Source organism: Vibrio quintilis, assembly GCF_024529975.1.
In the GTDB taxonomy this organism is placed as follows: Bacteria; Pseudomonadota; Gammaproteobacteria; order Enterobacterales; family Vibrionaceae; genus Vibrio; species Vibrio quintilis.
Genome location: NZ_AP024897.1, coordinates 1,531,828 through 1,555,591 on the forward strand (window position 1 = coordinate 1,531,828; position 23,764 = coordinate 1,555,591).

Sequence of the window (23,764 nt, forward strand, 5' to 3'; positions counted from 1 at the left end):
AAGAGATGAAAGGCCGTCTTAGTCAGGCGACAACATGGGAGTAACATCAGATGCAAGGGCAGGAGATTCCGGTAAGTGTCTTCATTTTTTATGATTCTCTGGAGGTGTTAGATCAGGTCAGGGAGATTGCCACGCCATGTTTCAGTCAGATTTACAGCTTTGAGTATGAATCTGATGAGGAGGAGCTTGTCCGGCGGCTGCAGCAAAAAGAGTTTCACGGGATTCTGTGCATTTTTGCCTACGATCACCCGGGTCATTCGTTAAAACTGAAGCAGCAGCTGGATCATCATCCGGCATTGGCAAAGCTCAGAACCGTGCCGGGTATTTCAATGCTGGTTTGCGATAAAACTCACAGAAAATCAGCGTATCTGATGTGCGAAAATCATCAGTTTTATACTTATGAAACGATAAAACCCGTCTATGATATTTTCAGATTCCAGCTGACCCTGTATCAGTTAAAAGACATGATTCTGACACAGATTCAGCATGTTGAAGAAGAGCAGAATATTCACCAGATGTCGGATGAGCTGAATGCCAGTTATCAGGCGCTGGAGGCGATTGAAACCCGGATTGAGAAGGAGAAACAGCGGCAGAGCGATGCACTGGCGAAGGTGATTACCCCGCTGGAAGACGTGATCGAACATATTCCTGCCGGAGAGTGGAAACGCGTGTTAAGCCGGATGATTAGTACGCACCCGGATGCATCTGGTTTACAGCTTTCATCCCTGAAGAAGAACCTGCATGACCTGCACACTCTGCATGATGAGTTTATCGATGAGATGAGCTTTGCCATCCGGGAGGCGCAGCATAAAGATTCAGAAGCTGAAGTCATCCCGTTAATTCTGGCGGCGGATGATCAGCCGGTGATGCTGAAAATCATCTCGACCATTCTGGAACCACGGGGTTACAAAGTAGAAACGGCCAATAATGGGGCCGAAGCCTTGCTCAAGGCAAAGGTGATTATTCCGCATGTCATTTTGCTGGATATTGACATGCCGGTGATGGATGGTTTCCGGACACTGAAGGCAATTCAGGGATTGCCGGAGCTGGAACATGTTTCAGTGATTATGCTGACCAGTTACACCGATAAGTCTGTCTTTCAGAAATGTATTACCTGCGGGGCGAAAGATTATATTGTCAAACCGACCAAGGGCGATATTTTAGTGAAAAAAATTGAGAAAGTGATGAACAGAGAGGAAGCCTGAGCGCAGGCAAAATGCCACCAGGATGGTTTCACCGGCAGATGAGGATTCATCAATACGCGTTGATATGCTACTTTGATATTTTTTATGTGCCGGAGGCTGAGACAAATAATATGAAAAAACTGCTCTATGTGATTGTGGGACTCATTGTGGTCATCGTCGGGGCGATGACACTGCTGGTGACGATGGTTGACCCGAATCAGTATAAGCCATTGATCGTCGAACAAACGAAACGGGCGACCGGGCTGGATCTGATCATTGCCGGTGATTTGGGCTGGCAGTTTTTTCCGTCGGTCGGTGTTCATGTCGGGCAGGTGGCGCTGAGAAATCCGCCCGGATTTCAGCATGAGAATTTGCTGGAAGTGAAAGAAGCTGCGGCGGACGTGTCTGTGATGCCGCTGTTCAGCCGGCAGATACATATCGGACAAATTCGTCTTGATGGCATGCGGCTGGATATTGAAACCCGCAAAGATGGTGTGTCAAACCTCGACGCACTGCAGAAAAAAGACGCATCCGGCCCGTCAGCGAAACCAGATGCTAAACCAGACGTTCAGGCACCAGCGCCGGGAGCCACCGCTGAGGATGCTCAGCATCAGGCTGGCTGGCAAATCACAGTGGCTGGTGTCGCGATAACGAATGCTCATGCAGAAATACGTGATGCAGCTGCAGGAAAGCAGACGGTGCTCAGTGATCTGAACCTGAAGGTTTCTGAATTTTTACCGGGGCAGTGGACCGGGTTTGAATTATCCGGCCAGGGCAGGCAGGAAAAACAGGCTTTCTCTGTGCAGGGGCAGGGTGATTTTCTTCTGGCAGCGGATTATGGAAAATTCAGCCTCAGGGGGCTGGATATTCAGGCGGGTCTGAATGGCGAATCATTGCCTCAGAATCCGCTGAATATTGCTCTGAAAGGCAATATGGAGATGGATTTGGCGACCAGGGTTCTTCAGCTGACAGGACTGAATCTGCAGGTGAATCAGCTGCAGGTCGATGGTCAATCCACAATTACCCTGAGCAAACCTGTCCCTCAGGTGCGTTTCAGCCTGCACAGTCAGGATATCGATCTGGATCAGTTTTTATCTGCTGCGGATAAATTGCCGGCTGATACCGCTCCGGTAGCTCAGGTTCAGACGCAAACTTCATCCTCTTTGACCAATGCGTCGTCGGTAAAACCGGCATCGACGCAGGAGCCTGATTTAACCGGATTAAAAACGCTGGATGTGGCTGGCGATCTGCGGATCGACCGGCTGAAAGCGAAGCAGGTGATTCTGACCGGTGTTGCGCTGAAAACTGCGATTCAGCAGGGTATCGTGCGTCTGGCCGTGACTGATGCCGGGCTCTATCAGGGGAAAATAAAAGCGGATGTACAGCTCGATGCCCGCCGGATTCCGGCAACGTATCAGATCAGTGAGCGGGTAACCGGTGTGCAAATCCAGCCGCTGCTGAAAGCGCTGGCAGAGAATGACAGGTTAGAGGGAACGGGCACGGTGAAGGTGAACGTGGCCGGAAAAGGACTGAGCGAGGCGCGGCTGAAGAAGAATCTCTATGGCACGGTGCGGGTTGAGCTGGCAGATGGTGCGATCAACGGGATTAATATTGCCCGGCTGATTCGTAGCGGATATGCCAGAATTAAGGGCCGTTCGCTGCCGGAAAACGAGGTGGAGAAAACCGACTTTAGTACGTTCAGCGGTACCTTCACCCTGAAGCAGGGAATTGCAACAACGAAGGATTTATCCATGATGTCTCCGCTGTTGCGGGTGCACGGGGAAGGGCAGGTGAATTATCTGAATCAGACCCAGAACATGCTGGTGCGGACCTCGTTTGTCGGGTCTTTGCAGGGACAGGGCGGTAAGGATATCGATGAACTGCGGGATATCACAGTGCCGCTGAAAATCACCGGCAACTGGCAGAAGCCGCGTTATAAGGTGGTCTTTGATGATGTGCTCAAACAAAAAGCGAAAAAGGAACTCAACCGCGGCCTGGAAAAACTGGATGAAAAAATTAAGGATGAAAAAACACGCGAAGCCGTGAACAATCTGCTGAAGAAACTGTTTTAACTTTAGTTTTCATTGATTTGATGTTCCTGATCAGCCGGTGTCGGTCAGGAACATCATTGACTCAGATTTATACCCAGGCAAATCTCACGGAAACCTGCATCTTCAGGTTGTTTGGGTATATACAGGAAGTTTACCAGCCCAAAAGTTTACCAGTCCACACCCCGCTGTGCCTTGATACCTGCTTCGAAGGCATGCTTGATATTTTTCACTTCAGAGACGGTGTCCGCTGCCGCAATTAGCTCCCTGTGCGCTGCTCTGCCGGTGACTATGACCGTCTGCATCACCGGGCGGTTGCGCAGTGCATCCAGAACCTCATCCAGTTCGATATAGCCATAGGTAATCATATAAGTCAGCTCATCCAGGAGCACCAGATTCAAAGACTCGTCCTGCAACATTTGCCGGCAGTGTTGCCAGACTGCCTGAGCGGCGATCGTGTCGGTTTCTTTATTTTGTGTTTCCCAGGTAAACCCGGTGGCCATGACATGAAACTGAACACCATGCTGTTCAAGCAGGTTGCGTTCACCGTTGTCCCAGCTGCCTTTGATAAACTGCGCTACACCGCATTTCAGCCCGTGTCCGGTTGCTCTGGCGACGGTGCCGAAGCCGGACGTGGTTTTCCCTTTTCCGTTTCCGGTAATTACAACCAGAATACCTCTCTCTTCCTGTGCGGCTTCAATACGGCTGTCAACCTGTTCTTTTACCCGTTGCTGGCGTGCCTGATAACGGGTTTGCTTTTCTTCTGTCATGTGAATGATGTCCCGGATTTTGTCAGTAGAGAATGAATCTTTGGGTCTGTTATGCATCGCCGGTATTGTGTCAACGCTGGCCGGTTCTATCATAGTGTATAAAGCACACCGTAAAAATACCAAAAATATTAGGGAATTAGCGAAGAAGAGAATCTGTAAGTCAGTGTTCTTTATGTGACAACGTCACTTAAGTTGAAATTGAATGATGAAGACAGAGCTTATCCGTCTCCGTCTTTAAACAGATGGTAAATCCAGTAACCGAATAAGAATAATGCACACAAGCCGAAGTAGAGCGCCAGCATTTTCATTGATATCTCCTCTGATTGATTGACTGAGCCGGTTGTTATCTTTTAATGGACAAAAAATTATGCTTATTGTTTTATTATGAAGGCCATTGGTCAGGATGATCTTCTGTCTTTTGATGCTTTTTTGCCGTGAATTGGTGAACTTTTCCCTGAATTCTGAACAAACATCTCATGTCGTTGCGGCATACACGAATAGTGAATGATAGAATGGTCATTATACACTATTTGTGTTTTGCACTTCAATCACAAAGTGTGTTTACATGGCGCGGAAATTGGGTTGAATACAATTTGTGGTTATAGCTGGAAATAAAGCTGCAATGATGCCGGGATGAACGCGCCATACAATGAATGCATGGCGGTTACGGAATTTTGTGAATCAGAGTGTGAGTTGAAAGAGCGGGTTTATCACCTGTATTTATAACAACACGGAATACCAGAAAACACGCCCGATAATGGTAATTTTCTGGTCAATGACCTGCTGTTCTTCATATTCCCGGGGCGGATATTCAATTTCATTGAAACTGTAAATTCTTAAACCGCCACCCGGCAGCTTATACAAGCGCTTGATAAACAGGTCGCCGTTATGGTTGATTGCATAAATTTTACCATCGACCAGCCGCCTGTTTCCGCAATCAATCCCGACTGTCGAGCCATCGGGCAGTACCGGCTCCATGCTGTCGCCTTTCACGGAGACGCACACGGCATTTTCCGGTGCAACGTTATAGCGCCTGAGGGTTGATTTGGCAAACCGCAAACGGAATCCGTTGTCCTGTTCCTGATCACACATTAAACCATTGCCGGCCGATAAGTTAATTTCGGACAGAAATGAGATAGCGACTTCATCATCAGATAAAGGGGTCTGGCTATCCCAGGCCTGCATATTTCCCAGTACTTCAGCATTTCCTTCTTTCTGCGTTGGTTCGGGCGACTGGGGGGCAATGTCATCAAATAACAGCTGATGGGCTTTGATGTTCAGTGCCGTGGCAATGATTTCTGCATCATCAAGGTCAATACTCCGGACGCCGGCTTCATAGTTACCGATACGCGAAGCACCCCAGCCACATTTTCCGGCCAGGGCGCGTTGACTTAATCCTGCTGCTTCACGGAATCGCTTGAGCCGCGATCCGACTTCTTTCTTTTTAGTCATACTCATAACATTTCCGAATTTAACACGCTCTGTGTGTGAAGTATAGACACTTTTTGTGTTTACACGCAATCACGTTTTGTGTATATTGCTCACGAACAAGGAGAAAACAATGAATCAAATCGCAAAATACCGACGTCAGGCAAAGGTAAGTCAGGCCATTCTGGCAAAGGCTGTTGGCGTGATGCCATCAACGATAGGTAACTATGAGTCTGGCATTCGCAACATTAGTCTGACTATGTGCTGGAAAATTGTGGGGGCGTTTAAACGCTGGGGAATTGGTTGTTCACTGGAAGATGTTTTTCCGGAACCACAACAAAAGCATTCTGTTTTCACTGAGATGGCCGGCCAGGCTATCGGACATGAGTTGGCTTCAGGCAGCGGCCACTGACTGAAGCCATGTGATCAATCTTGCGAGGAAAAATCACTAACCACAAGGAGTGGCCGGTGACAAGAATAACACTACAAGTAAAACAAGAGAACCGTTCTGATTTGGTTTTCCAAACAATTAAAGCTGTATGTCAACGTCAGAAAAAGGGGAAAAGATGTCTGTCAAAGTAATGAGTTATGTATGGGATATTCCGGTATTCAGAGGATCCGACAAGCTGGTGATGCTGTGTCTGGCTGATCATGCCGATGACAGCGGTTTTTGCTGGCCGTCCATTGAGACCATTGCCCGGAAGTCGGGTGTTTCAGCGACGACTGTAAAAACCACCCTGAAAAAACTGGAAATGGCTGGCTGGATTACGAGGAAAAACCAGTTCAGGAAAGCAGACAGCGGCAAGCTGGTGCGTGCAAGTAATCAATATCAGCTGCCGGTGATGCGGTTGAGAAAAATGGTCAATGATCAGTTGGATAATGAACAGACGCATTTCGACTGTTCAAATCCGGACCAGACTAAACAAATGACGGGGGTTAGTCAGATCCCGGCCGGGGGTAAGGCGGAATCCGGCGATAAACCATCAAATGATCCGTTAAATGATCCATCAAATGATCAAATAACACCGCGCAGGCAGCCACTGGACTTTTCAGTGTTTGGGGAGATTTCTGAGCAACAGGTCAGAGATATTCTGCGTATTCGTAAAGTCAATGCAGGTAAAGCACCGGTGACACAAAAGGTGTTGAGCATGCTGGCAAAAGAGTTTGCCCTTGCCGGTCAGCAGTCAGGATTGAGTTTGCAGGACTGTCTGGATGAATGGGAATACCGGGGCTGGCGGAGTTTTAAAGCGATATGGCTGAGAAATTCAGTCGCGCAGCCTTTGGCAGGCAAAGAATCAGTCCGTAAAGAACAGCCTGATTTTCACAGCGGAGATACCAGCTGGGCTGAAGGGCTGGTTCTGGGAGTCTGAAGATGAAAAATATCGCTGAACTGGCACAACAGGTTCGCCAGACAGAAATTGCAGGCATCTGCGATCTGCAACAGGCCGGGCATGCTCAGCAGTCAAACAACGGGCAACCCGTTGTCTCAACGCAAACGGCGCGGCTGGTGAATCATATTTTTACTGAGCTGCAGGTAATTTTCCCCGCCTGGCGGGTGGCTTTTCCGGATAAATCGTCGCTGGATAATGCCAAGCGCACCTGGACAAAAGCGCTGTTTGAAAGCCGGATCTATCACACCCGGCAGATTGAACTCGGGTTGCGCAAGGCGCGTCAGTCAGGATCACCCCATATTCCCAGTGTGGGTCAGTTTATCCGCTGGTGTGTGCCGACCTGTGAAGAGCTGAACCTGCCAACGGCAGAACAGGCTTTCTCGATGATTGGCGATTTTCGCTACGAGGAGACAAGGCAGCATTTGCCGATGGTGGTTCAGGCTGCATTTCATCAGATCGGCCACTGGGATTTGACCCATTTGAGTCAGCAAAAGCTGTTTCCGGTGTTTCAGTCGCACTATGACGGACTGATCCGCAAGGTTGCCATCGGAGAAGACATCAGTCAGTTATGTCCGGTTTTGCTGCCCAAACCCGGTGAGAGAACACTGACTCTGGAAGAAAAAGAACGCCGCAGAAAAGCGGGGCTATCAAAAATTCAACAATTAAAACAACAATATTTTGGAGGAAACGTCCATGGCAACTGAAAAAGATCTGCATCAACTGATGACTTCCCGGCCAAAAGTCTGGTCACCGGCTGAATTATGCGAAGCACTGAATGTTCATATCGTCGAACTGGTCCGGCTGGTCGCTAAAGCGAGAAAGAAAGGAGTGCGTATCAGGGTCGAGCAGGGAGAACATACAGCGAATACCAGTAAAATTTTGCTTGATGAGGTGGGGTTACCGGCATGATGGAACTCTTACAGCCAGACTGGGGATTCTGGATTGGTATGACATGCTGCATGGCACTCTTCTGGATCACCCACTTCTCAGAATAAACAATATATATTTTTCAATAAGTTAACAGTAAATATTAAGTGAAGCGCCGTTTTCCGGCCAGAAAACGGGACAGGCTTGCTATGATTTAAAATAAAAATACTGTATATAATTACAGTGTCTGTGATGGAATTGCGAGGAAACAGATATGGGATTAGTCACAAACTTTGAGCGCTGGGAATTATCATTTGCACTGGGCAGAGCTACAGAAGGTGTCCGGGGGAAAAATAACGATGCAGGTGTGAATACCGGGCGGAGTCACGGTGCATCTGATATTGAAATTGGTGCGAAGCTGGACAGTGGCAAAGTACTGGCTGCAGTCGACCGGATGGCTGCACAGGCACCACACCTGGCAGACTGGAGCTTATTTGCTTATGCATCGCCGATGTGGAATGCGAACCGGAATAAAGAGCGGCTGTTTGAACATGTACTCAATGACTGGGTCGTTGCCGAGTCTGAAAATGGCAAGATGATTCAGCACCGGACATTTGAGCGGATTAAAGCATTAATTGAAGTCATTGCCGGTGCGCTGGCGCTTGAACAGTCCCGCGGGGCCGGTGTGGAAATGGTTGATGGTGAAGTGCGTTATAAGCCGGTTTCCACCAAGGCGTTTCTGATTCATGTGCTGGTTGATGTGGATTGTGCAGAAAAAGAAGAAGACAGTGATACATTCCGTAATAAAAGAAAACGTTATTATCAGAACCACTGGGCAGACTGGGCAAAGCATGTGGAAACGTTGAGAACCCTTTTGACCGGTTATGATTTAACAGCAAGAAAAATTTTTAAAAAAGAGCTTGCAAATAAAAACGGGGCAATATATACTCCTTATCACTAGGTTGGGAAATTACGCCTAGGACATAAAAACCGCCATTCTGGCGGTTTTTTTATACCTGAAATCCGGGAGTTCATCTCTCATTCAATACAGGACAAACACGATGACCGAGATTGATGTTGTCGCTGTGTTCGGTTTTCTGATTTCACTGTGCCGTTCATTCGTTGTGGTCGCGTTAGCGTGGTTTACGCTGCGCTGGCTGGATTACCGGATGGGATTTGTTTTCAAAACATGGTGGAGTGAACTGGATGGCCATTCGAAAGCGATTTATTTATCTGCTCGTTGTTTTGCTGTCTTCCTCGCCTTCAGTATTTGCATGGCATAACCAGTTTGACTGGCAAATCCGCAAAGCGGCCCGGCACTATTTACCGGTCGTTCCCTGGAAGCTGTATAAGGCACAACTGATTCAGGAATCGGCACTCAATCCACAGGCGGTAAGCCCGGTGGGAGCCGCCGGACTGGCGCAGTTTATGCCCGGTACCTGGCGTCAGGTTTCACGCGAACTGAACCTGCCTGGTTCACGCACTGATGCGTCACTGGCAATTCCTGCCGGTGCTTATTATATGGCGAAACTCAGGCGGGTCTGGAAATGGCCGCGGCCGGAAGAAGACAGACACAACTTAGCACTGGCCTGCTATAACGCAGGCTGTGGCAATATCCTCAAAGCGCAAAAGCTTTGCGGCAATCCTTCACGTTACAAGCCGATTATGGCTTGTCTGCCTCTGGTAACGGGAAAGCATGCCACAGAAACAATCAACTACGCGCCGCGAATCCGGCGTATCTACAAACGTTTAACTTATCAATAATCCACTGAATGGAATGAATGATGAATCGCATCATGATTGGTATTGTTGTCAGCATACTTGTGGCAGGTTTGTTTGGCTGGCAACGCTACGCCATTCATTCTCTGGAATCAAAACTGATGCTGGCAAACCGCAAAGCCGAGTTTCTGAGAAATAACCGGGATGAGCTGGCGCTCGAACTGAAAGACTCAGAAGCATCGAAACAGGCGCTGGCAAGAGAACTGAAACAACAGGAAGCCGTACTGGCACGCCGCGATGCTGCGATAACCCGCAGCCGTAAAGAGCTGGCGGAGCTGTCGGAACAACTGCGAGGGCTGAGAAAAACTGATGAAGAATATAAATTGTGGTCTGACGCTCATGTCCCTGATGCTGTTATCCGGCTGCTCCGCAACACCCGCAACCAAAGTGATCGTGAAGACTGAATATCAAAAGCAGTCGGTTCCGGATTTTTTAACCCGGGATACAGCGGTGCCAAACCTGCCCAAAGCAGGCGCAACCAATGCACAGCTGGCCGAATATATGGTCGGTATGGAAAGCGCACTGAACAACTGTAACATCGATAAAAAGAGCATTCGCCAATGGCAGAACCACACTCAACCACCACCATAATCAGCAATACAGCTGCAACGGTCGCGATTACCAGTGGCGTCACGCAAAGCTCTTTTGCCCAGTCGTTACTGAGCGCATCATTTGATCAAATCCTGAGCGGGCGATTCCACTGGCAATTATCTGATGTGGTCACACTGGCCTGCTCGGCGATTGTGATTTGTAATTTCGTGCTGACCCGGCTGGAAAAGCGGCGGGGGAATTCAGCCTGAATCCGCTGATGTCTGGCGAGGAAAGAAACAGGAAAATATATGGCAACATTAAATACGACTGTGCAGTCTATGATTGATGACCTGCATACAAAAATTCAGGCGGGCAGCCTCTCAGCAGAAGATCAAATGCTTATCGGCAAAGGGTTGGAAGCCCTGATGAGCAATGCGAGCTGGGAAAAGGCGCTGGTTGCAATTGCTGAAGAAAATATCAGCGAATCTAAAACATTGCTCAATACCGCACGGGATGAACTGAAAACTGCCAAGGCAGAACTGACTGATTCAATCACACAAATTAAGCAACACTATTCTCCACTCATTACTGTTGGTCATTACACCAATCTTGCCTCTATTGCAGCAGGTAAATCTTTGGTTATCACCCCTCCCGCTGGTAGCCGGGTTCGTGTTTTTCAGCTGATAGCAATAACTGCTACGAAAAAGGATTTGACGTCATATAACTATGTAATAACGACTCTGGGGAGCCGCCAGTTAGGCACGAGGGTCGCAGGAACACAAACAGCTTCTGGTTCATATATAAAAGTGGGAGCGACGGATGGAAGTCCGGCTTCTACGTCTTGCTCACATAAAGAGTTGTTGGGTGAGGTTGATGAAAAGCTGACACTGGAGAATGTAGATTCAGCCAGTGCATATCTGTTAATTGGTGTCGATTTCGTCACAGGAGATTATGACAATGAGTCAAATTGAAGTATTGAAAAATAATCAATGGGTGAATGAACAACCATCAGCAGGGGACAGATGTCGGGAGATTCTGGATTCAGGCGCTGTCATTGAGTTTGAATATGCAGAAACTGATATCGACACTCTGAAATCCACCCGCATCACCCAAATCAAACAGGAAGCCCAATCCCGGATTACTGCGCTGGACTGGCGTTTAGAGCGTGCGAAAGAACGTGCTGAACTCAGTATCACCGATCAGGAAACGGTGCAGGATGTGATGCAACTCCGGGAGCAAATCCGCACGGCGTCAAATCAGGCAGAAATCGCTGTGAACCAACTCACAGACGCCGGCGCGATTCAACAATTTCAATGGTAAGCCTTTTCGGCTGCTGAATTTTCTACTCATACCAGACAGATCAAGCTTATGACTCAGACAACACTGACTGAAGTGCATCAGGGGATTGTGACCCGGCTGAAAGCGGCACTCCCGGATGTTACCGTGGAAGTTTTTTCGCCGACGATGAACTTTGCAGAAAAAGCACCGGCACTGCTGGTGGAGCTGACTTCATTCCCGCTGGCAAAAGATGCCGGCGACTATCGTTATCCGGCTGATTGTTGCTTCACGATTCATTGCGTTACTAAAAAAGAACAACCGCTGGTTGACTTATGGGAAATGACCGCATCCGTTGCACAGCTGATTTACAACAACGGCTTTTGGGTCGGTGGTGGCGTGATGGAACGGCCGCATACGCTGAAAGCGCATGCCGATAAAACCCGCTACCAGGATCAGAACGGGTATGAATCCCGCGTGATCAGCTGGCACCAAACCATTTATCTCGGTGAACCGAAGCCGGTGCAGGAAGGTATGGTTGTGAAAGAAGTGTACCTGGGTTATGCACCGGGCGGAGAAACACCACCGAAAGCATCATATGTGAGGATTAAAGATGGAGAGTTACCGGATTTCTGAGCTGGAGCGTCAGCTGCACGGGCTGATTCGTCTGTGTACCGTGACCGAACTGGGTAATGGTGGTCAGGTGAAAGTACAGGATGGTGAACTGAACAGCACCTGGCTTGACCGGGCCGTGGACCGGGCCGGTGAAAACCGCGCATGGCATCCGCTGGATGTCGGCGAGCAGGTGGTTGTGCTTTGTCCTTCGGGCGACCTGACCATGGGGATCATTATCGCCAGTCTGTATCAGGACCAGCATCCGGCACCCAGCTCGAATGAAGATTTGGAATCCAAAGTTTTTAAAGATGGTTCGGTCATCAGTTATGATCGGAAGAGTCATCAGTATCTGATTGATATTAAAGGGGCGGATGCCACGGTGGATGTGATTTCTGCCGGAACGCTCAATATCAAAACCAGTAAAAATATTCAGGTGCAGACGTCGGCAGATGCCAAAGTCTCTGCACAGGGTAATGTGAATGTTTCCGCTTCAAAGATCGCTTTGAACGGCGGCTCGCCTTGTGTCACGACTGCACACATTTGTCATTTTACCGGAAAGCCACATGGTGATGGTTCCCGGACAGTTACAGCGGGGAAATAACATGGCGCTCAACGCAGATCTGCTTGAAAAATTAATCGTCGATAACTTATACGATGCGGGTTTTGATACTGAGAATACGCACTCACAAGTGACAGAGCTGGCTGATGCAATTGCAAAAGCGATTGTCAAACATATTCAGAGCAATGCGGTTGTTATTGTGGATGCTGTGCCTTATCCCGTCAGGTAGGTGAATCATGAAAGGAATGAATGCACAAACCGGACGAAGTTTAAATGGTCCGGATCATATCCGTCAGTCAATCATCACTATTTTAACAACGCCCATCGGCAGCCGGGTTCTCAGACGGGATTTTGGCTCAGATTTATTGTCATTAACCGACCATCCGACCAACGAAGCGTGGATGCTGGATGTGTACGCCGCGACGTTAGAAGCACTGGAAAAGTGGGAACCCCGCTTCCGGTTAACCGATGTTCAGGCGAAGAGAAATGGCCAGGGCAGAATTGATTTGTATCTGGATGGTGAAATGTTAATTAACGGCCAGTCCATTACGATGGATGGCATACAGGTGAGTATATGAGCACAGTCAATGAGACACTGAATTTACCTGATCCGGATATTATTGAACAGATTGATGCTGAGGCGTTAATTCAGGCACGGCGGAAACGGTTAATCGAACTGAATCCTGATTATCAGGACGTGCTTGCGCTGGAAAGTGAACCGCTGAATATCAATATTGAAGCGGAATCTTACCGGGAAGCGTTACTCCGGCTACGGATTAATGAAAGTGTCAAAGCAAACTTACTTGCTTTTGCAACCGGTGGCGATCTTGATCATTTAGGTGATTTTTACGGGCTTCCCCGTGCTGATGGCGAAGCCGATGAAAGTTATCGTCAGCGTATCCGGGAGCGGACCAAGGCTTCCAGTACCGCTGGCAGTATTGCACATTACCGCAGCCGCGCGATTGAAGCGGCACCACTGGCGATTCGCGATGTTCGTATTGATTCACCTGAAGGCGGGCTGGTCCGGGTTTCGGTTCTGGTCCGCAATGGTTTCGATTTGGATGAAACGCTGGCAAAAGTTGAACAGGCGGTAAATTCTGACGAGGTCAGAGTGCTGACTGATACCGTGAATGTGGTGTCCGCCGAGACGATTCAGGTGCCGGTTGCGGCGACCATTGTATTGCAGAATACCACGCCGGAAGCGGTGATTGATGAGCTGAAATCAGGGCTGGTGAAACAGTGGGAACAGCAGGCTGGTCTAGGCTGGGATGTCACGCCAAGCTGGATTAGCGCGCAACTGCAAAAAAGTGGCGTGTATGAAGTGAACATACTTGAACCAACACAGGTTGTTCAGGTCGGAGCCAATCAGCATGCTGTGATTGAAAAACTGGATATCAGCCTGAACGGCAGGGGGTATTAATGACACTGTTACCTGTCAATGCTTCCAGACTTCAGTATGATCTTGAAACGGCAAACCGGCTTCATGATGATATCAACCTGGCTGTACAGCAGCTGAAAACATTTAAGCAGGAACCGGCAGACAACCTGTTGTACTGGTTGATCTGGGAATATGGCCTTGAAGACGTCCTGCTTTATGTGCCTGATTTGAGGAAAGTCATCAAAGAAGGTCTGATCTGGCAGCGTTTACGGGGAACACCGGAAAGCCTGAAAATTGCCCTGGGCTGGATTGGGATGGATGACATTACCATCGAAGAAAACCGCCCCGGCCGTCATTTTTATGAATATCAGGTTGATCCCGGAAAGATACCGACACAGGAAGAGCGTTCCCGTTTATTCGGTGTTGCTGACCTTTCGGCACCCGTCAGATCCCGGTTGTCGCGGATGTATCATGGTTACGATGTCCGCAAACTGATTCTTTCTGAAGGGCATTTTGGCCAGTTTCTGTCAGATTATTCTGGTGTGAATCATCAGGGAACGAAGCTGTCTTTCCGCCGGGGATATCAAAGTGAACTTGCGGTCGGGCAACCCGATGTCAAGAGCAGCCATTTCCGGACGGTTGTTGATAACGCGGTTTATGAAGACCGGCCGCTGCTCAGCTATATGTATCTCGATGATAAATTTGATTTTGGCATTTATGTCCATCATGGCCGGTTGGTTTCAGAAGGGTTGGTTTATGACGCCAAACCTGTCATCAAAGATCAGCACCGCTTCTCTCAGGCTGCGATGGTTCTGTCTGACAGTGAAGCATTAGGCAGCCTGCATACTCTACTGGGTGCCCGCCGCCGGGTTGAACTGGGCGGAACAACCGTCTTATCCGAAAGCAAACTGGATGACACATGGCAGTTTGAATGGCAGCCGGTTCACACGCTTCATCTGGATAATCATCCGGGTGAACTGGACGCAACCTTACCTGTGACAGCCAGCGTGGCTGAGATTCGTCTGGAAAATATCTTCACTGATTCTGACTTCCGCATTGAACAGGGACGCACCCGGATTACAGTGAAAACACCTGAATTAGCTGGCTTAAGCTGGATGGGGCGCTGGGATCAACGTACCTGGTCAGGTGCCGGATATACGGTGATTGGCGTGAACTTTACCCAAACAACCTGAAAAGACAGGTTTCAGTGAGGCCTGTCTGAATCAATGATAAGGCAGGGGAACTATGAGTGCATTCAAATTACTGGACCTGTCTCAGGTTCCGGTTCCGGATATTATTTCGTCTCCGGACTTTGAAACAAAATACCAGCAATTAAAAGATATTCTGACCGGACTCAATCCGGATTATGCGGATGTTCTCGAACTTGAGTCTGATCCGCTGGCGATTCTTTTACAGTCTTTCGCTTACCGTGAAGCCGTACTCGAAGCCAGAATCAATGATGCAACCCGGGCGAATATGCTCGCTTCTGCATCCGGTAATGATCTGGATAGCATTGGCGCCCGTTATAACGTCGGACGCCTGGTTGTTCAACAGGAAAATACGCAGATTCAGCCGCCGGTCCCGCGCCGCATGGAAGATGATGATAGTTATCGACGCCGGATCCAGATGGCATTCGATGGCCTGAATACCGCCGGCAGCAGTGATGCTTATGTTTTTCATGCACTTTCTGCCAGTGGTCAGGTAAAGGATGCAGATGCAACCAGTCCGGCCCCCTGCGACATGGTGGTGACCCTGTTAAGCCATGAAGGGAATGGTGTCCCGGATGATGAGTTGTTGAAAGTTGTCCGCCGCTATTTTGGACTGACAGACGATGGCTCAGCGCCAGCGAAACAGGCATCCAAAGTCAGGCCAGTCGGTGATCGGGTGAAAGTCGTCCCTGCTGGTGTGACTGAATATCAGGTTGACGCAGAACTGACGATTCTTCCCGGCCCGGCAGGTGAGGTGATCCGTAAGGCTGCCGAAGCTGCGGTATGGGCGTATGTTCACGAAAGGTGCAAGCTTGGATACGATGTGACCCGTTCCGGATTATTCGCGGCACTGCACCGGCCGGGGGTTCATAATGTGATCCTGAAAACCCCAGAGGAAGATCTGGTGATTGACCACACTCACGCGGCATATTGTACCGGTGTGAAAGTCACGCTGGGAGGCATCGATGAATAAAAGTCTGCTGCCGGTGAATGCGACTACCCTTGAGTTGGATCTGGAACAGGTTATTTCCCGGTGCACTGATTTACCGGTACATATCAAAGATCTCTGGAATCCGGAAACCTGTCCGCTGTCGTTATTGCCCTGGCTTGCCTGGGCACTGTCTGTTGATTCGTGGGATGAACGCTGGCCGGAATCAATCAAACGTCAGGTGGTCCGGGATTCTTTTGAAATCCACCGTCTGAAAGGCACACCTTATGCGGTGCAAAAAGCACTGGATAGCCTGAATATCAGGATGCAGCTTCGCGAGTGGTGGGAACCGGGATCGGGTCAATCCCCCGGCACCATGAGTGTTGTCGCTTTGATCAATGAAAACCTGACTGAAGATAACGATGGGTTAATTACCAAAACCATGCTGGAGCAGGTGGTCCGGGCAATTGAATCTGCAAAACGCGGCGTAATTCATTTTGATGTGGAACTGGGGATCGCCCTGGAAGAATCGCTGGGACTGGCTGGCGGAATTGGGCCGTCAGTAAGTTATGGCGATCAGAATGCCGTTTTTCAACCTGTGGTTCCGGACGAAGCCCATACTGAAATTGGGATTGCGGCTGCTGCCGGGCCTTCATGTGATTGCGCAGATAAGACTGCGCAGATGTTACCGGTGTTTCCTGATGCCGGATATGCCTTAGCCGGGCTGGCCTTCGCCGGACACCGGATAAGCTGGTCTGATCAGGCGGGAACATTTTCTCCTCTGACACCGGGTTCGCTTCAGGGGAGTTCGTATCTGGCCGGAGGATGTTGGCAGCAATGTCTGTCGGATATATTTTTTGAGGGGACTGTTTAATGGCAGAACTAAAACTGCAATTTACCGAGGCTGGTCTGGCCCGGTTATTGTCCGCAAAGGACAGTGGTCTGAAGGGCGAAATTACCCATATGGCTTTTGGCGACGGCGCTTACACACCGTCAAAGACGCAAACCCGGTTGCATCATGAACGCGAGCGGATTGAAATCTCTGATTATCAGGGAGACGGAAAAAATTTACGGATGGCCGGTGTCTTTGAAGGCAATCTGGAGTATGCCATTCGTGAAATCGGTATTTTTCTCTCTGATGGCACTTTGCTCGGTGTGTATTCACAACCGGATCGTACCTTAGGTTACCGGACAGCCGTTGTCCGGTTAATTCAATGGTTTACGCTGAATATTGAAGCTTTGCCGACCAACAGTGTGAACGTCGTGACTGGTTCTGAGAACCTGAATCTGGTGATTGATGAAGAGTTTGCGCAGATGGCCACTGTTCAGATCAATACCATGCATCGTCAGTTGCAACAGGAATTCCGTCTTCTGGGTCTTGAGAAGAAAACAAATTAACAGGAGAACAATATGTCTTTAACAAAAGATATTGGTGAGATGGTTCAGGCTGTGGATGAACTGACTGATGAAGTCTCGGGAAAAATGGGGAAAATAGACAGCGAACTGGTTAAATTTCAGAATTCTTTTCAACCAAAATTGAAAAGTTCTATGATCAGGGGATTTTATTTTGATGGCGTGAATGGTGATGACAGTAATGATGGCACCGTTCATCATCCGTTTAAAACATTTCAGGCCGTGAAGAATCATTTGGTCAGTGGAGCCAGTTATCATTTTTATATCAATGGAACCGTTGAACTTTCCGGGGGCGTTGAATTTCAGAACAACACGGTATTTGTTTTCAAACAAATTAAACTTTCTCCTGCGAAAATTGAACAGAAAGTCACTGGAACAACGCAATCTCTTAATCTGAGTACCGGAGAAAAGATCAATTATGACACTGCCGGATCGATTTCTTTACGTCATTCAGTGATTCATTTTTATGGTGTCGATCTTGAAACAGCTAAATCAAAACACTATCCCATTTTCTATTCAAATAGTTTTATTTCCAGGGATGACTGGGGATCCGGACTGGTCAGTATCTTTGGGAATTTGCATGAGGAGATTTCTGGTATCGGCATGCCAACCATCACGATTAACGATGGCACATTTAGTACAGTGGCAACCGGACCTGATCTGAAGAACTTTACCTTCTATGGGGCCAAATTTATTAAAAATGGTCAGGGAAACTTATTAAATATCGATCATAGTATGTGCATGATTAAAATTAATAATTCAACCTTCCCTGAAGGCCAGACATGTCGGGATTTTATATATGGTGTCAGATACGATGGTAACGGTATTGCGACTAATGTGCTGACCAACAATCAGTATTTGCTGAATAATAAATTGACCGTGAAGGCAACATCTTAATACGGGGGACTTATGGTAACGCTTTCTTATAATGGCAACACTTATGAAGAGTGGGATATCGATGCCTTACTGGCTGCGGGTGTCCCGGAATCACTCATTCATCAAACCATCACTGACGATCAATGGCATACAATTCGCGTGAAGCGTGATGCTTTAATGGCGCAGTGTGACTGGACGCAAATGCCGGATGTTGAATTGAATGAAGCACAAAAGGCAGCATACACTGCTTACCGGCAGTCTTTGCGTGATATACCGCAGAAGTTCAGTGAGCCGGATACTGTGATCTGGCCGGAAAAACCAGCCCTCTAAACCAACCGCCGCCGGGCGGTTTTTTTATGCCAGTCAATGATAAAAGCACTGAAGAACAGAGGAATAAATAGTATGTCTTTAACTCAGGAAATCACTAAAGTCGTTCAGGCCGCGAATAATCTGACCCAGGCGGTGATGAATAAAATAGGTCAGATTGACCGGAGAGTTGTTCAGATCGAAAACACAGCCAAAGATGCTGTGTTTAGCGAGATGAACAAAACGGTTTATTTGGATAACGTGAATGGTAAGGATTCAAATCCGGGAACAGAAAACAGTCCCATCCGGAGTTTTAGTTGTGCGTTGAAAATGATTCCGGCGGGCGGGAAAGTGAATATTATCTGTCAAAGTGATATGACAAACTTATACGGGTATGATGCAAATTTAAAATCTTATCAGATGGCGATTATCTCTGATGGAAAGAGCGTCAGTATCGACCTTGGACAGCATACATGGTATGTCAAAACATGCCAGAAGCTCCTGTGGTCTGATTACCCAAACGCGGATGATTATATTCAGATTAATCAGCATATACATACGGATGCTAATTCGAAATTGTATATTAGTAATGGTGATATCAGGGTTGATTATGCTTCAGAGACGCATAAGAAACTAAAATTTTTAGATCATCCCACATGCCGCGGATTACAACGGATATCGAATGGTTTTATTCATAATTACGAAACTAACTTTTATTGTACTGTTCCGGATGTTTCAATTTTCAGCCTTGATGGCTGGACAGGCACACAAGGCGATGCATTATTGAATAAATGTAATATATATGGTGTTGGCTGTGTTCGGGTAGCAGGGAATAGTGATGTCACTCTGGACGATCTGAATTTGTGCAAACGGACAGTGACGTTTGATGAAACTTTTACAAATAATTAGACAGGAATGACAGATGAAAGTGACTTACGAGGGAAGAGTTTTTGACAGCTTTTCTGACGCCCTGATGCTTGAGGCTGGTATCCCGGAATCCGTGATTACCAGTGCGCAACAGGAACAGGCAGTTATTGATATCCAGACAAAACGCAGAAAGGCCTATATTGCAGAAAGCGACCCACTGTACATGGAATGGCAATATGATCAAACGCCGCAAAAAGAACAGCAATGGCGCGATAAGGTGGCTGAGATTAAAAAACGCTATCCACTGCCAGCCGCTGAATAAACAAGAATCTACCGCCAACAGGCGGTTTTTTTATACCTGAAAATTATGATTTGTGCCGGTCGGGCACATCCGGCTGGGTGCCGGAATTCACACATCTGGTCAATCAATTAATACACAGCCATAGGAGTATATGACAGTGGCCATTTTAACTAAGTCAGGCAGAACGGCGATTGCACAGTCAATTGCCGCTCAGCCTGTATTCATGGCGTGGGGCCATGGTGATACCGAATGGGAAGAAACCCCGCCATCAGAATCTGTTACCAGTACGGCGTTACTGGATACAGTCGGTTACCGTAAAGCATCACGCGTTCTGTTTTGCGAACCGGATCCGGACGGTGAAATTGTTGTCACCTCCGGCCGTTTCAAACTCTCAGATACCCCGACGAATCATCTGTTCTGTGAATTCCGCTTCGATTTTGAAGATGCACAGGGAGAAACCCTGCGGGAAGTCGGTGTGATGGTGGGAACCGAACCTAAAGCTGACGCACCTGCCGGGCAGTTTTACTTTCAACCTGAAGAGCTGGAAAAAAGCGGCACCCTGTTGTTGCTGGAACACCGCAAACCGCTGTACCGCGATACCGGTGTCCGTGAAACCTTCGAATTTGTAATTACGTTCTGACGGGAGCGAACATGCAAGATAAAAATGAACGATTAAATCCGGCGGATTATCTCCAGGATTATTATGAGCGCTTTGATGCGGATGATGGTTACGAACAACTACTGTTCCGGGCCGGAAAAGGATTACAGTCTGCAGAACTGAATGATATGCAGACACAGGTATTTAACCAGGTACAAGGCGTCGCTGACGCTATTTTGAAAGACGGGGATATTGTCTCCGGCGGTGAAGTTCTGGTTGGTGAAGACGGTAAAGTCACTTTGGGTGCGGCGAAGATTTATTTGCGTGGTCAGGTGCGGACGATACAGCCAGCAACACTGACAATTCCGGTTGATCAGATTTTGGATGTTGGTGTCAGACTGACAGAAACTGTGATTACAGAGCTGGAATCACCCGCTTTGCGGGACCCGGCTCAGGGCACACATAACTACGGTGAAGGTGGTGCCGGTCGTTTAAAAGTCACCTGTGCCTGGGGATTAGCTGCCGACAGTAATGAGGGTAACTTTTATCCGGTTTATAAAGTCGATAATGGCGCTTTGGTTGTCAATACAACACCGCCACAACTGGACAGCGTGAATGTCGCGCTGGCACGTTATGACCGTGAATCCAATGGTGGTAATTATGTTGTGGATGGCATGTATGCCTCCTACCGGGAAGAAGAAGATCTTGGTGATGCCGGCAAGAAGCAGGTATTCAGTATTGCAGAGGGCAAGGCCCATATTCTGGGATATGAGATTGAATTCCCGACGGCGATTCGGAAAACGTTCCCGTCAGATCCTGATTTACAGACAATTGATTCTGAGATTCATACGTTTACCCCTGATTCTGAAGGTAAGATGCGGATTAATACAGCATTCAGCCCTATTTATGAAGGCAGTCAGGTTCAGGTAAAAATGTTAGTCCGGGAAACCCGTGAGATTACCCGGGGTGGCTCGAGTAATGGTTTGCTGGATCCATTGCTGGGTATTTCATCATTACAATCTATCGAATCTGTCAAACAAAATGATACAGAATATACATCCGGCGTTGATTATAAGAAAACCAACAATCAGGTTGACTGGACACCGGGCGGAACTGTACCCGCATCAGGTTCAACCTATACTGTTGAATTTTTGTATCTGAAAACGGTGATGGTTTCTGCCGATGAAGAGGGCTTTACCCTGAGTGGTGCGGAAGCCAAATCACAGGTATTTCTTCAGTATCAGTGGAAAATGCCCCGAATTGATGCGTTAACACTGGATCGTACAGGCGTTGTTCGTCGGGTAAAAGGTATCCCGAATGCTTATCAACCAGCGACCCCCGCCATCCCTGAAAATCAGTTGTTGCTGGCAAATGTCACTCAGAAATGGAATCAGGCATCAGGTACTACGATTTCGGATAAAGCCGTTCGTTCGGTAACGATGGAAGCACTGGGTGAAATGCAGTCACAAATAGCAGATTTATATCAACTGTTAGCGCTTGAGAAGCTGCGTAACAATGCGACGGCAGAAGAGTCTGCATCGAAATACGGTGTATTTGTTGATCCGTTTCTTGATGATGATTTGCGTGATCAGGGCTTGGATCAAACTGCTGCGATTGTCGATGGTGAGCTGATATTGCCGGTTGACAATATTAATGTGACGGATATTCAGCTACCGGATGGACAAGCCCGGATAACTTTAGATTATGAACTTGAGCCTGTGATTGAGCAGACATTAAGCACTGGTCAGATGAAGGTAAATCCATACAAAGCATTTGAACCATTACCTGCTTTAGCCACATTGACGCCAAGCGTTGACCATTGGGTGCAGTCGAGGACTCTATGGAGAAGTCAGACAACAAGAAACACAGTTAATAGTAGTAGTACCAGACCTGTAAGAACGGAATATTATACCCGCCTGGCATCACAATATTATACAAAACTTGAGTATATCAGAGTTCAGGATGTGAAGTTTGTATTGACAGGTTTTGGTCCGGGTGAAGCTTTAGAACGGGTACGTTTTGATGGTTCAGACGTTGAGGTAAATCAATGATTAAAGCAGATAATAACGGAAATGTAACTGGTAAGTTTCGTATTCCGCCCAACACACCGGTTGGGACAAAGCTGGTCGAATTTTTCGGGCACACAGGGACGCAGGCGACAGCGACTTTTATTGGTGCATCTTCATTAAGAACTGAAGTTTTGCAGAAAGTAAAATGGATTCATAACTATGATCCTTTAGCACAAACTTTTACGTTAAGTAGTGATCGCCATATTGGTGGTGTTGATCTTTGGTTTAAGAAAAAAGGCCCTGAAAGTGTGCGGGTACAAATCCGTGAAACAGCAACAGGCCTGCCGACTAAGACAGTTCTGGCAGAATCGATTCTCAGTAGTGAAGATATTCTGCTCAATGGCAGCGCTACCCGATTTGAATTCTCCCCGGTATTTCTGAATGCAAATCAGGAATATGCCATTGTCGTCTTAACTGATGGTGCTGAGCATGAAGTTGCTATTTCTACACTTGGGGATTTTGATCAGGAAAAAGGCTGGGTCACCAGTCAACCCTATCAGGTCGGTGTATTGCTTTCTTCAAGCAATGCCAGTACCTGGACTTCTCATCAAAATAAAGACCTGACTTTCCGATTGCTGGGTGCAAGGTTTACTGAGACAGAAAAAACGGTTGATTTAGGTGAATTTGATGTTTCAAAAATGACGAATTTTAAGCCGCTGACAGTGGTTGAACGTCCGGCAAGTGATACAGATCTTTCCTTATATATGACAGATATCAATCAAAAGGTTTATCAATTGCAGGAAGGGGAAGCATTAAGTGTTTCGTCTGAGCAAACCGGGAAAGTCAGGTTACAGGCAAAACTAACCGGTTCCCCGTTGAGAAGTCCTGTCCTGTATGAAAATGTGCAGGCAGTGACAGCAACGGTGCAGGAAGAAGCCGACTACATTTCCCGTGCGATTCCCGGCGGTACTGATGTGAAAGCAATCGTAACCTTTGAATCTTCATTACCGGGAGATGCCGGGGTTGAGGTCTATATTGAAGTCGGTAATGACTGGAAGAAAGTTGATTTACATTCAGCAAGTGCAACGGATGATGGCTGGCAGGCCTGTCAGTATATTCTGGAAGACATTACCAGCACGACGATACGTACCAAGCTGGTGCTGAAAGGAAACGCGGCCAACCGGCCAAGAGTTCGCTCCCTGCGGATGATTACGACTAAATAAACCGAGGTGAGCAATGCAAGACTCACGTACACCGCACCGGAATTATCCGGTGCCCGTGCCGGATAACTTTCTGCAGGATGATGTCGGGCGGATTGCTCAGGCAATTACGGATGTCGACGCAGATGTTGACCAGCACCAGAAACAACTTCACAAACTCAAGCATCGCCTGAGACGCCTCAGGCTTGAAGTATTGCTGGGTTAAATCTTTTC

At 47.8% G+C, this 23,764-nt stretch carries 33 protein-coding genes; 31 read left to right on the plus strand and 2 right to left on the minus strand.

Annotation, left to right across the window (positions count from 1 at the left end; genetic code table 11):
• Positions 1-50 precede the first annotated feature (50 nt).
• Positions 51-1,205, plus strand: a complete 1,155-nt coding sequence (locus tag OC443_RS07165; protein ID WP_073584497.1) for a response regulator — start codon at positions 51-53, stop codon at positions 1,203-1,205.
• A gap of 110 nt (positions 1,206-1,315) precedes the next feature.
• Positions 1,316-3,256 (plus strand): AsmA family protein, encoded by a 1,941-nt coding sequence (locus OC443_RS07170; protein ID WP_073584517.1) that lies wholly within the window; start codon positions 1,316-1,318, stop codon positions 3,254-3,256.
• A 146-nt stretch (positions 3,257-3,402) separates the two neighbouring features.
• On the opposite strand, the gene cobO is transcribed toward OC443_RS07170, so the two are convergent.
• Together cobO and OC443_RS07180 are read right to left on the minus strand one after the other, a co-directional pair.
• Entirely contained in the window at positions 3,403-4,002 is a 600-nt protein-coding gene (gene cobO, locus OC443_RS07175) for a cob(I)yrinic acid a,c-diamide adenosyltransferase (RefSeq protein ID WP_073584519.1), read from the minus strand.
• A gap of 720 nt (positions 4,003-4,722) precedes the next feature.
• Positions 4,723-5,460, minus strand: coding sequence for an XRE family transcriptional regulator (locus tag OC443_RS07180; RefSeq protein WP_306345646.1), 738 nt, complete (start codon positions 5,458-5,460; stop codon positions 4,723-4,725).
• 103 nt (positions 5,461-5,563) lie between these two features.
• On the opposite strand from OC443_RS07180, the gene OC443_RS07185 reads away from it, so the two are divergent.
• The 29 genes from OC443_RS07185 (at position 5,564) to OC443_RS07325 (ending at position 23,756) form a co-directional block, all read left to right on the plus strand.
• Complete coding sequence (locus OC443_RS07185) at positions 5,564-5,842, plus strand: helix-turn-helix transcriptional regulator (RefSeq protein WP_262021655.1); 279 nt, start codon at positions 5,564-5,566, stop codon at positions 5,840-5,842.
• Positions 5,843-5,996: 154 nt separating this feature from the next.
• Positions 5,997-6,800: a helix-turn-helix domain-containing protein gene (locus OC443_RS07190; protein WP_073584995.1), complete on the plus strand. Its 804-nt coding sequence runs from the start codon at positions 5,997-5,999 to the stop codon at positions 6,798-6,800.
• A gap of 2 nt (positions 6,801-6,802) precedes the next feature.
• The gene (locus tag OC443_RS07195; RefSeq protein WP_073584997.1) at positions 6,803-7,525 is read left to right on the plus strand and encodes a replication protein P; all 723 of its coding nucleotides are present in this window, start codon (positions 6,803-6,805) and stop codon (positions 7,523-7,525) included.
• Positions 7,515-7,730: a hypothetical protein gene (locus tag OC443_RS07200; protein ID WP_073584999.1), complete on the plus strand. Its 216-nt coding sequence runs from the start codon at positions 7,515-7,517 to the stop codon at positions 7,728-7,730. Before OC443_RS07195 ends, OC443_RS07200 begins: the two co-directional genes overlap by 11 nt.
• A gap of 232 nt (positions 7,731-7,962) precedes the next feature.
• Entirely contained in the window at positions 7,963-8,649 is a 687-nt protein-coding gene (locus OC443_RS07205) for a hypothetical protein (RefSeq protein ID WP_073585001.1), read from the plus strand.
• Positions 8,650-8,749: 100 nt separating this feature from the next.
• On the plus strand, positions 8,750-8,971 hold the full coding sequence (locus tag OC443_RS07210; RefSeq protein ID WP_073585003.1) for a hypothetical protein: 222 nt from the start codon (positions 8,750-8,752) through the stop codon (positions 8,969-8,971).
• Entirely contained in the window at positions 8,895-9,452 is a 558-nt protein-coding gene (locus OC443_RS07215; protein ID WP_083601709.1) for a transglycosylase SLT domain-containing protein, read from the plus strand. The genes OC443_RS07210 and OC443_RS07215 overlap by 77 nt, the downstream gene beginning before the upstream one ends.
• Before the next feature lie 17 nt (positions 9,453-9,469).
• Positions 9,470-9,871 (plus strand): hypothetical protein, encoded by a 402-nt coding sequence (locus OC443_RS07220; protein WP_143169380.1) that lies wholly within the window; start codon positions 9,470-9,472, stop codon positions 9,869-9,871.
• Entirely contained in the window at positions 9,861-10,058 is a 198-nt protein-coding gene (gene lysC / locus OC443_RS07225; RefSeq protein ID WP_143169381.1) for an Rz1-like lysis system protein LysC, read from the plus strand. The genes OC443_RS07220 and lysC overlap by 11 nt, the downstream gene beginning before the upstream one ends.
• The gene (locus OC443_RS07230) at positions 10,028-10,267 is read left to right on the plus strand and encodes a hypothetical protein (protein ID WP_073585009.1); all 240 of its coding nucleotides are present in this window, start codon (positions 10,028-10,030) and stop codon (positions 10,265-10,267) included. Before lysC ends, OC443_RS07230 begins: the two co-directional genes overlap by 31 nt.
• A 39-nt stretch (positions 10,268-10,306) precedes the next feature.
• A complete protein-coding gene (locus OC443_RS07235; protein ID WP_073585011.1) occupies positions 10,307-10,969 on the plus strand; it encodes a hypothetical protein in 663 nt (220 codons plus the stop codon).
• Positions 10,956-11,318 carry a hypothetical protein gene (locus OC443_RS07240; protein ID WP_200796960.1) on the plus strand — a complete coding sequence of 121 codons (363 nt, stop codon included), beginning with the start codon at positions 10,956-10,958 and terminating at the stop codon, positions 11,316-11,318. The genes OC443_RS07235 and OC443_RS07240 overlap by 14 nt, the downstream gene beginning before the upstream one ends.
• Before the next feature lie 48 nt (positions 11,319-11,366).
• Positions 11,367-11,909, plus strand: a complete 543-nt coding sequence (locus OC443_RS07245) for a hypothetical protein (protein WP_073585013.1) — start codon at positions 11,367-11,369, stop codon at positions 11,907-11,909.
• Positions 11,887-12,489: a phage baseplate assembly protein V gene (locus OC443_RS07250; RefSeq protein WP_073585015.1), complete on the plus strand. Its 603-nt coding sequence runs from the start codon at positions 11,887-11,889 to the stop codon at positions 12,487-12,489. The genes OC443_RS07245 and OC443_RS07250 overlap by 23 nt, the downstream gene beginning before the upstream one ends.
• A gap of 1 nt (position 12,490) precedes the next feature.
• Positions 12,491-12,676, plus strand: a complete 186-nt coding sequence (locus OC443_RS07255; protein ID WP_143169382.1) for a hypothetical protein — start codon at positions 12,491-12,493, stop codon at positions 12,674-12,676.
• A 7-nt stretch (positions 12,677-12,683) separates the two neighbouring features.
• Positions 12,684-13,025, plus strand: a complete 342-nt coding sequence (locus OC443_RS07260) for a GPW/gp25 family protein (RefSeq protein WP_073585019.1) — start codon at positions 12,684-12,686, stop codon at positions 13,023-13,025.
• Positions 13,022-13,867: a baseplate assembly protein gene (locus OC443_RS07265; RefSeq protein WP_073585021.1), complete on the plus strand. Its 846-nt coding sequence runs from the start codon at positions 13,022-13,024 to the stop codon at positions 13,865-13,867. The genes OC443_RS07260 and OC443_RS07265 overlap by 4 nt, the downstream gene beginning before the upstream one ends.
• Complete coding sequence (locus OC443_RS07270) at positions 13,867-15,018, plus strand: phage tail protein (protein WP_073585023.1); 1,152 nt, start codon at positions 13,867-13,869, stop codon at positions 15,016-15,018. The genes OC443_RS07265 and OC443_RS07270 overlap by 1 nt, the downstream gene beginning before the upstream one ends.
• A 52-nt stretch (positions 15,019-15,070) precedes the next feature.
• A complete protein-coding gene (locus OC443_RS07275; protein ID WP_073585025.1) occupies positions 15,071-16,006 on the plus strand; it encodes a baseplate J/gp47 family protein in 936 nt (311 codons plus the stop codon).
• A complete protein-coding gene (locus OC443_RS07280) occupies positions 15,999-16,835 on the plus strand; it encodes a phage tail protein I (RefSeq protein WP_073585027.1) in 837 nt (278 codons plus the stop codon). Before OC443_RS07275 ends, OC443_RS07280 begins: the two co-directional genes overlap by 8 nt.
• The gene (locus tag OC443_RS07285) at positions 16,835-17,359 is read left to right on the plus strand and encodes a phage tail-collar fiber domain-containing protein (protein WP_073585029.1); all 525 of its coding nucleotides are present in this window, start codon (positions 16,835-16,837) and stop codon (positions 17,357-17,359) included. Before OC443_RS07280 ends, OC443_RS07285 begins: the two co-directional genes overlap by 1 nt.
• A gap of 12 nt (positions 17,360-17,371) precedes the next feature.
• On the plus strand, positions 17,372-18,271 hold the full coding sequence (locus OC443_RS07290) for a hypothetical protein (protein WP_073585031.1): 900 nt from the start codon (positions 17,372-17,374) through the stop codon (positions 18,269-18,271).
• 12 nt (positions 18,272-18,283) lie between these two features.
• Positions 18,284-18,580: a tail fiber assembly protein gene (locus OC443_RS07295; RefSeq protein ID WP_083601701.1), complete on the plus strand. Its 297-nt coding sequence runs from the start codon at positions 18,284-18,286 to the stop codon at positions 18,578-18,580.
• A gap of 72 nt (positions 18,581-18,652) precedes the next feature.
• Complete coding sequence (locus tag OC443_RS07300) at positions 18,653-19,465, plus strand: hypothetical protein (RefSeq protein WP_073585033.1); 813 nt, start codon at positions 18,653-18,655, stop codon at positions 19,463-19,465.
• A gap of 13 nt (positions 19,466-19,478) precedes the next feature.
• The gene (locus OC443_RS07305; RefSeq protein WP_073585035.1) at positions 19,479-19,745 is read left to right on the plus strand and encodes a hypothetical protein; all 267 of its coding nucleotides are present in this window, start codon (positions 19,479-19,481) and stop codon (positions 19,743-19,745) included.
• Positions 19,746-19,875: 130 nt separating this feature from the next.
• Positions 19,876-20,364: a hypothetical protein gene (locus OC443_RS07310; RefSeq protein ID WP_073585037.1), complete on the plus strand. Its 489-nt coding sequence runs from the start codon at positions 19,876-19,878 to the stop codon at positions 20,362-20,364.
• 11 nt (positions 20,365-20,375) lie between these two features.
• On the plus strand, positions 20,376-22,373 hold the full coding sequence (locus OC443_RS07315; RefSeq protein WP_073585039.1) for a DUF4815 domain-containing protein: 1,998 nt from the start codon (positions 20,376-20,378) through the stop codon (positions 22,371-22,373).
• On the plus strand, positions 22,370-23,554 hold the full coding sequence (locus OC443_RS07320; protein WP_073585041.1) for a hypothetical protein: 1,185 nt from the start codon (positions 22,370-22,372) through the stop codon (positions 23,552-23,554). Before OC443_RS07315 ends, OC443_RS07320 begins: the two co-directional genes overlap by 4 nt.
• Positions 23,555-23,567: 13 nt before the next feature.
• On the plus strand, positions 23,568-23,756 hold the full coding sequence (locus tag OC443_RS07325; protein ID WP_073585043.1) for a hypothetical protein: 189 nt from the start codon (positions 23,568-23,570) through the stop codon (positions 23,754-23,756).
• Positions 23,757-23,764 lie beyond the last annotated feature (8 nt).

Bases quoted from the DNA above. Each gene is read 5' to 3' on its own strand.
- OC443_RS07260 (WP_073585019.1), top strand. From the start codon at position 12,684: ATGAAAGGAATGAATGCACAAACCGGACGAAGTTTAAATGGTCCGGAT.
- OC443_RS07245 (WP_073585013.1), top strand. From the start codon at position 11,367: ATGACTCAGACAACACTGACTGAAGTGCATCAGGGGATTGTGACCCGG.
- OC443_RS07280 (WP_073585027.1), top strand. From the start codon at position 15,999: ATGAATAAAAGTCTGCTGCCGGTGAATGCGACTACCCTTGAGTTGGAT.
- OC443_RS07180 (WP_306345646.1), bottom strand. From the start codon at position 5,460: ATGAGTATGACTAAAAAGAAAGAAGTCGGATCGCGGCTCAAGCGATTC.
- OC443_RS07290 (WP_073585031.1), top strand. From the start codon at position 17,372: ATGTCTTTAACAAAAGATATTGGTGAGATGGTTCAGGCTGTGGATGAA.
- cobO (WP_073584519.1), bottom strand. From the start codon at position 4,002: ATGACAGAAGAAAAGCAAACCCGTTATCAGGCACGCCAGCAACGGGTA.
- OC443_RS07240 (WP_200796960.1), top strand. From the start codon at position 10,956: ATGAGTCAAATTGAAGTATTGAAAAATAATCAATGGGTGAATGAACAA.
- OC443_RS07275 (WP_073585025.1), top strand. From the start codon at position 15,071: ATGAGTGCATTCAAATTACTGGACCTGTCTCAGGTTCCGGTTCCGGAT.
- OC443_RS07235 (WP_073585011.1), top strand. From the start codon at position 10,307: ATGGCAACATTAAATACGACTGTGCAGTCTATGATTGATGACCTGCAT.
- OC443_RS07325 (WP_073585043.1), top strand. From the start codon at position 23,568: ATGCAAGACTCACGTACACCGCACCGGAATTATCCGGTGCCCGTGCCG.
- OC443_RS07165 (WP_073584497.1), top strand. From the start codon at position 51: ATGCAAGGGCAGGAGATTCCGGTAAGTGTCTTCATTTTTTATGATTCT.
- OC443_RS07300 (WP_073585033.1), top strand. From the start codon at position 18,653: ATGTCTTTAACTCAGGAAATCACTAAAGTCGTTCAGGCCGCGAATAAT.
- OC443_RS07265 (WP_073585021.1), top strand. From the start codon at position 13,022: ATGAGCACAGTCAATGAGACACTGAATTTACCTGATCCGGATATTATT.
- OC443_RS07205 (WP_073585001.1), top strand. From the start codon at position 7,963: ATGGGATTAGTCACAAACTTTGAGCGCTGGGAATTATCATTTGCACTG.
- OC443_RS07320 (WP_073585041.1), top strand. From the start codon at position 22,370: ATGATTAAAGCAGATAATAACGGAAATGTAACTGGTAAGTTTCGTATT.
- OC443_RS07270 (WP_073585023.1), top strand. From the start codon at position 13,867: ATGACACTGTTACCTGTCAATGCTTCCAGACTTCAGTATGATCTTGAA.
- OC443_RS07230 (WP_073585009.1), top strand. From the start codon at position 10,028: ATGGCAGAACCACACTCAACCACCACCATAATCAGCAATACAGCTGCA.
- OC443_RS07185 (WP_262021655.1), top strand. From the start codon at position 5,564: ATGAATCAAATCGCAAAATACCGACGTCAGGCAAAGGTAAGTCAGGCC.
- OC443_RS07315 (WP_073585039.1), top strand. From the start codon at position 20,376: ATGCAAGATAAAAATGAACGATTAAATCCGGCGGATTATCTCCAGGAT.
- OC443_RS07200 (WP_073584999.1), top strand. From the start codon at position 7,515: ATGGCAACTGAAAAAGATCTGCATCAACTGATGACTTCCCGGCCAAAA.
- OC443_RS07195 (WP_073584997.1), top strand. From the start codon at position 6,803: ATGAAAAATATCGCTGAACTGGCACAACAGGTTCGCCAGACAGAAATT.
- OC443_RS07210 (WP_073585003.1), top strand. From the start codon at position 8,750: ATGACCGAGATTGATGTTGTCGCTGTGTTCGGTTTTCTGATTTCACTG.
- OC443_RS07220 (WP_143169380.1), top strand. From the start codon at position 9,470: ATGATGAATCGCATCATGATTGGTATTGTTGTCAGCATACTTGTGGCA.
- OC443_RS07255 (WP_143169382.1), top strand. From the start codon at position 12,491: ATGGCGCTCAACGCAGATCTGCTTGAAAAATTAATCGTCGATAACTTA.
- OC443_RS07250 (WP_073585015.1), top strand. From the start codon at position 11,887: ATGGAGAGTTACCGGATTTCTGAGCTGGAGCGTCAGCTGCACGGGCTG.
- OC443_RS07170 (WP_073584517.1), top strand. From the start codon at position 1,316: ATGAAAAAACTGCTCTATGTGATTGTGGGACTCATTGTGGTCATCGTC.
- OC443_RS07190 (WP_073584995.1), top strand. From the start codon at position 5,997: ATGTCTGTCAAAGTAATGAGTTATGTATGGGATATTCCGGTATTCAGA.
- OC443_RS07295 (WP_083601701.1), top strand. From the start codon at position 18,284: ATGGTAACGCTTTCTTATAATGGCAACACTTATGAAGAGTGGGATATC.
- OC443_RS07285 (WP_073585029.1), top strand. From the start codon at position 16,835: ATGGCAGAACTAAAACTGCAATTTACCGAGGCTGGTCTGGCCCGGTTA.
- OC443_RS07215 (WP_083601709.1), top strand. From the start codon at position 8,895: ATGGCCATTCGAAAGCGATTTATTTATCTGCTCGTTGTTTTGCTGTCT.
- OC443_RS07310 (WP_073585037.1), top strand. From the start codon at position 19,876: ATGACAGTGGCCATTTTAACTAAGTCAGGCAGAACGGCGATTGCACAG.
- OC443_RS07305 (WP_073585035.1), top strand. From the start codon at position 19,479: ATGAAAGTGACTTACGAGGGAAGAGTTTTTGACAGCTTTTCTGACGCC.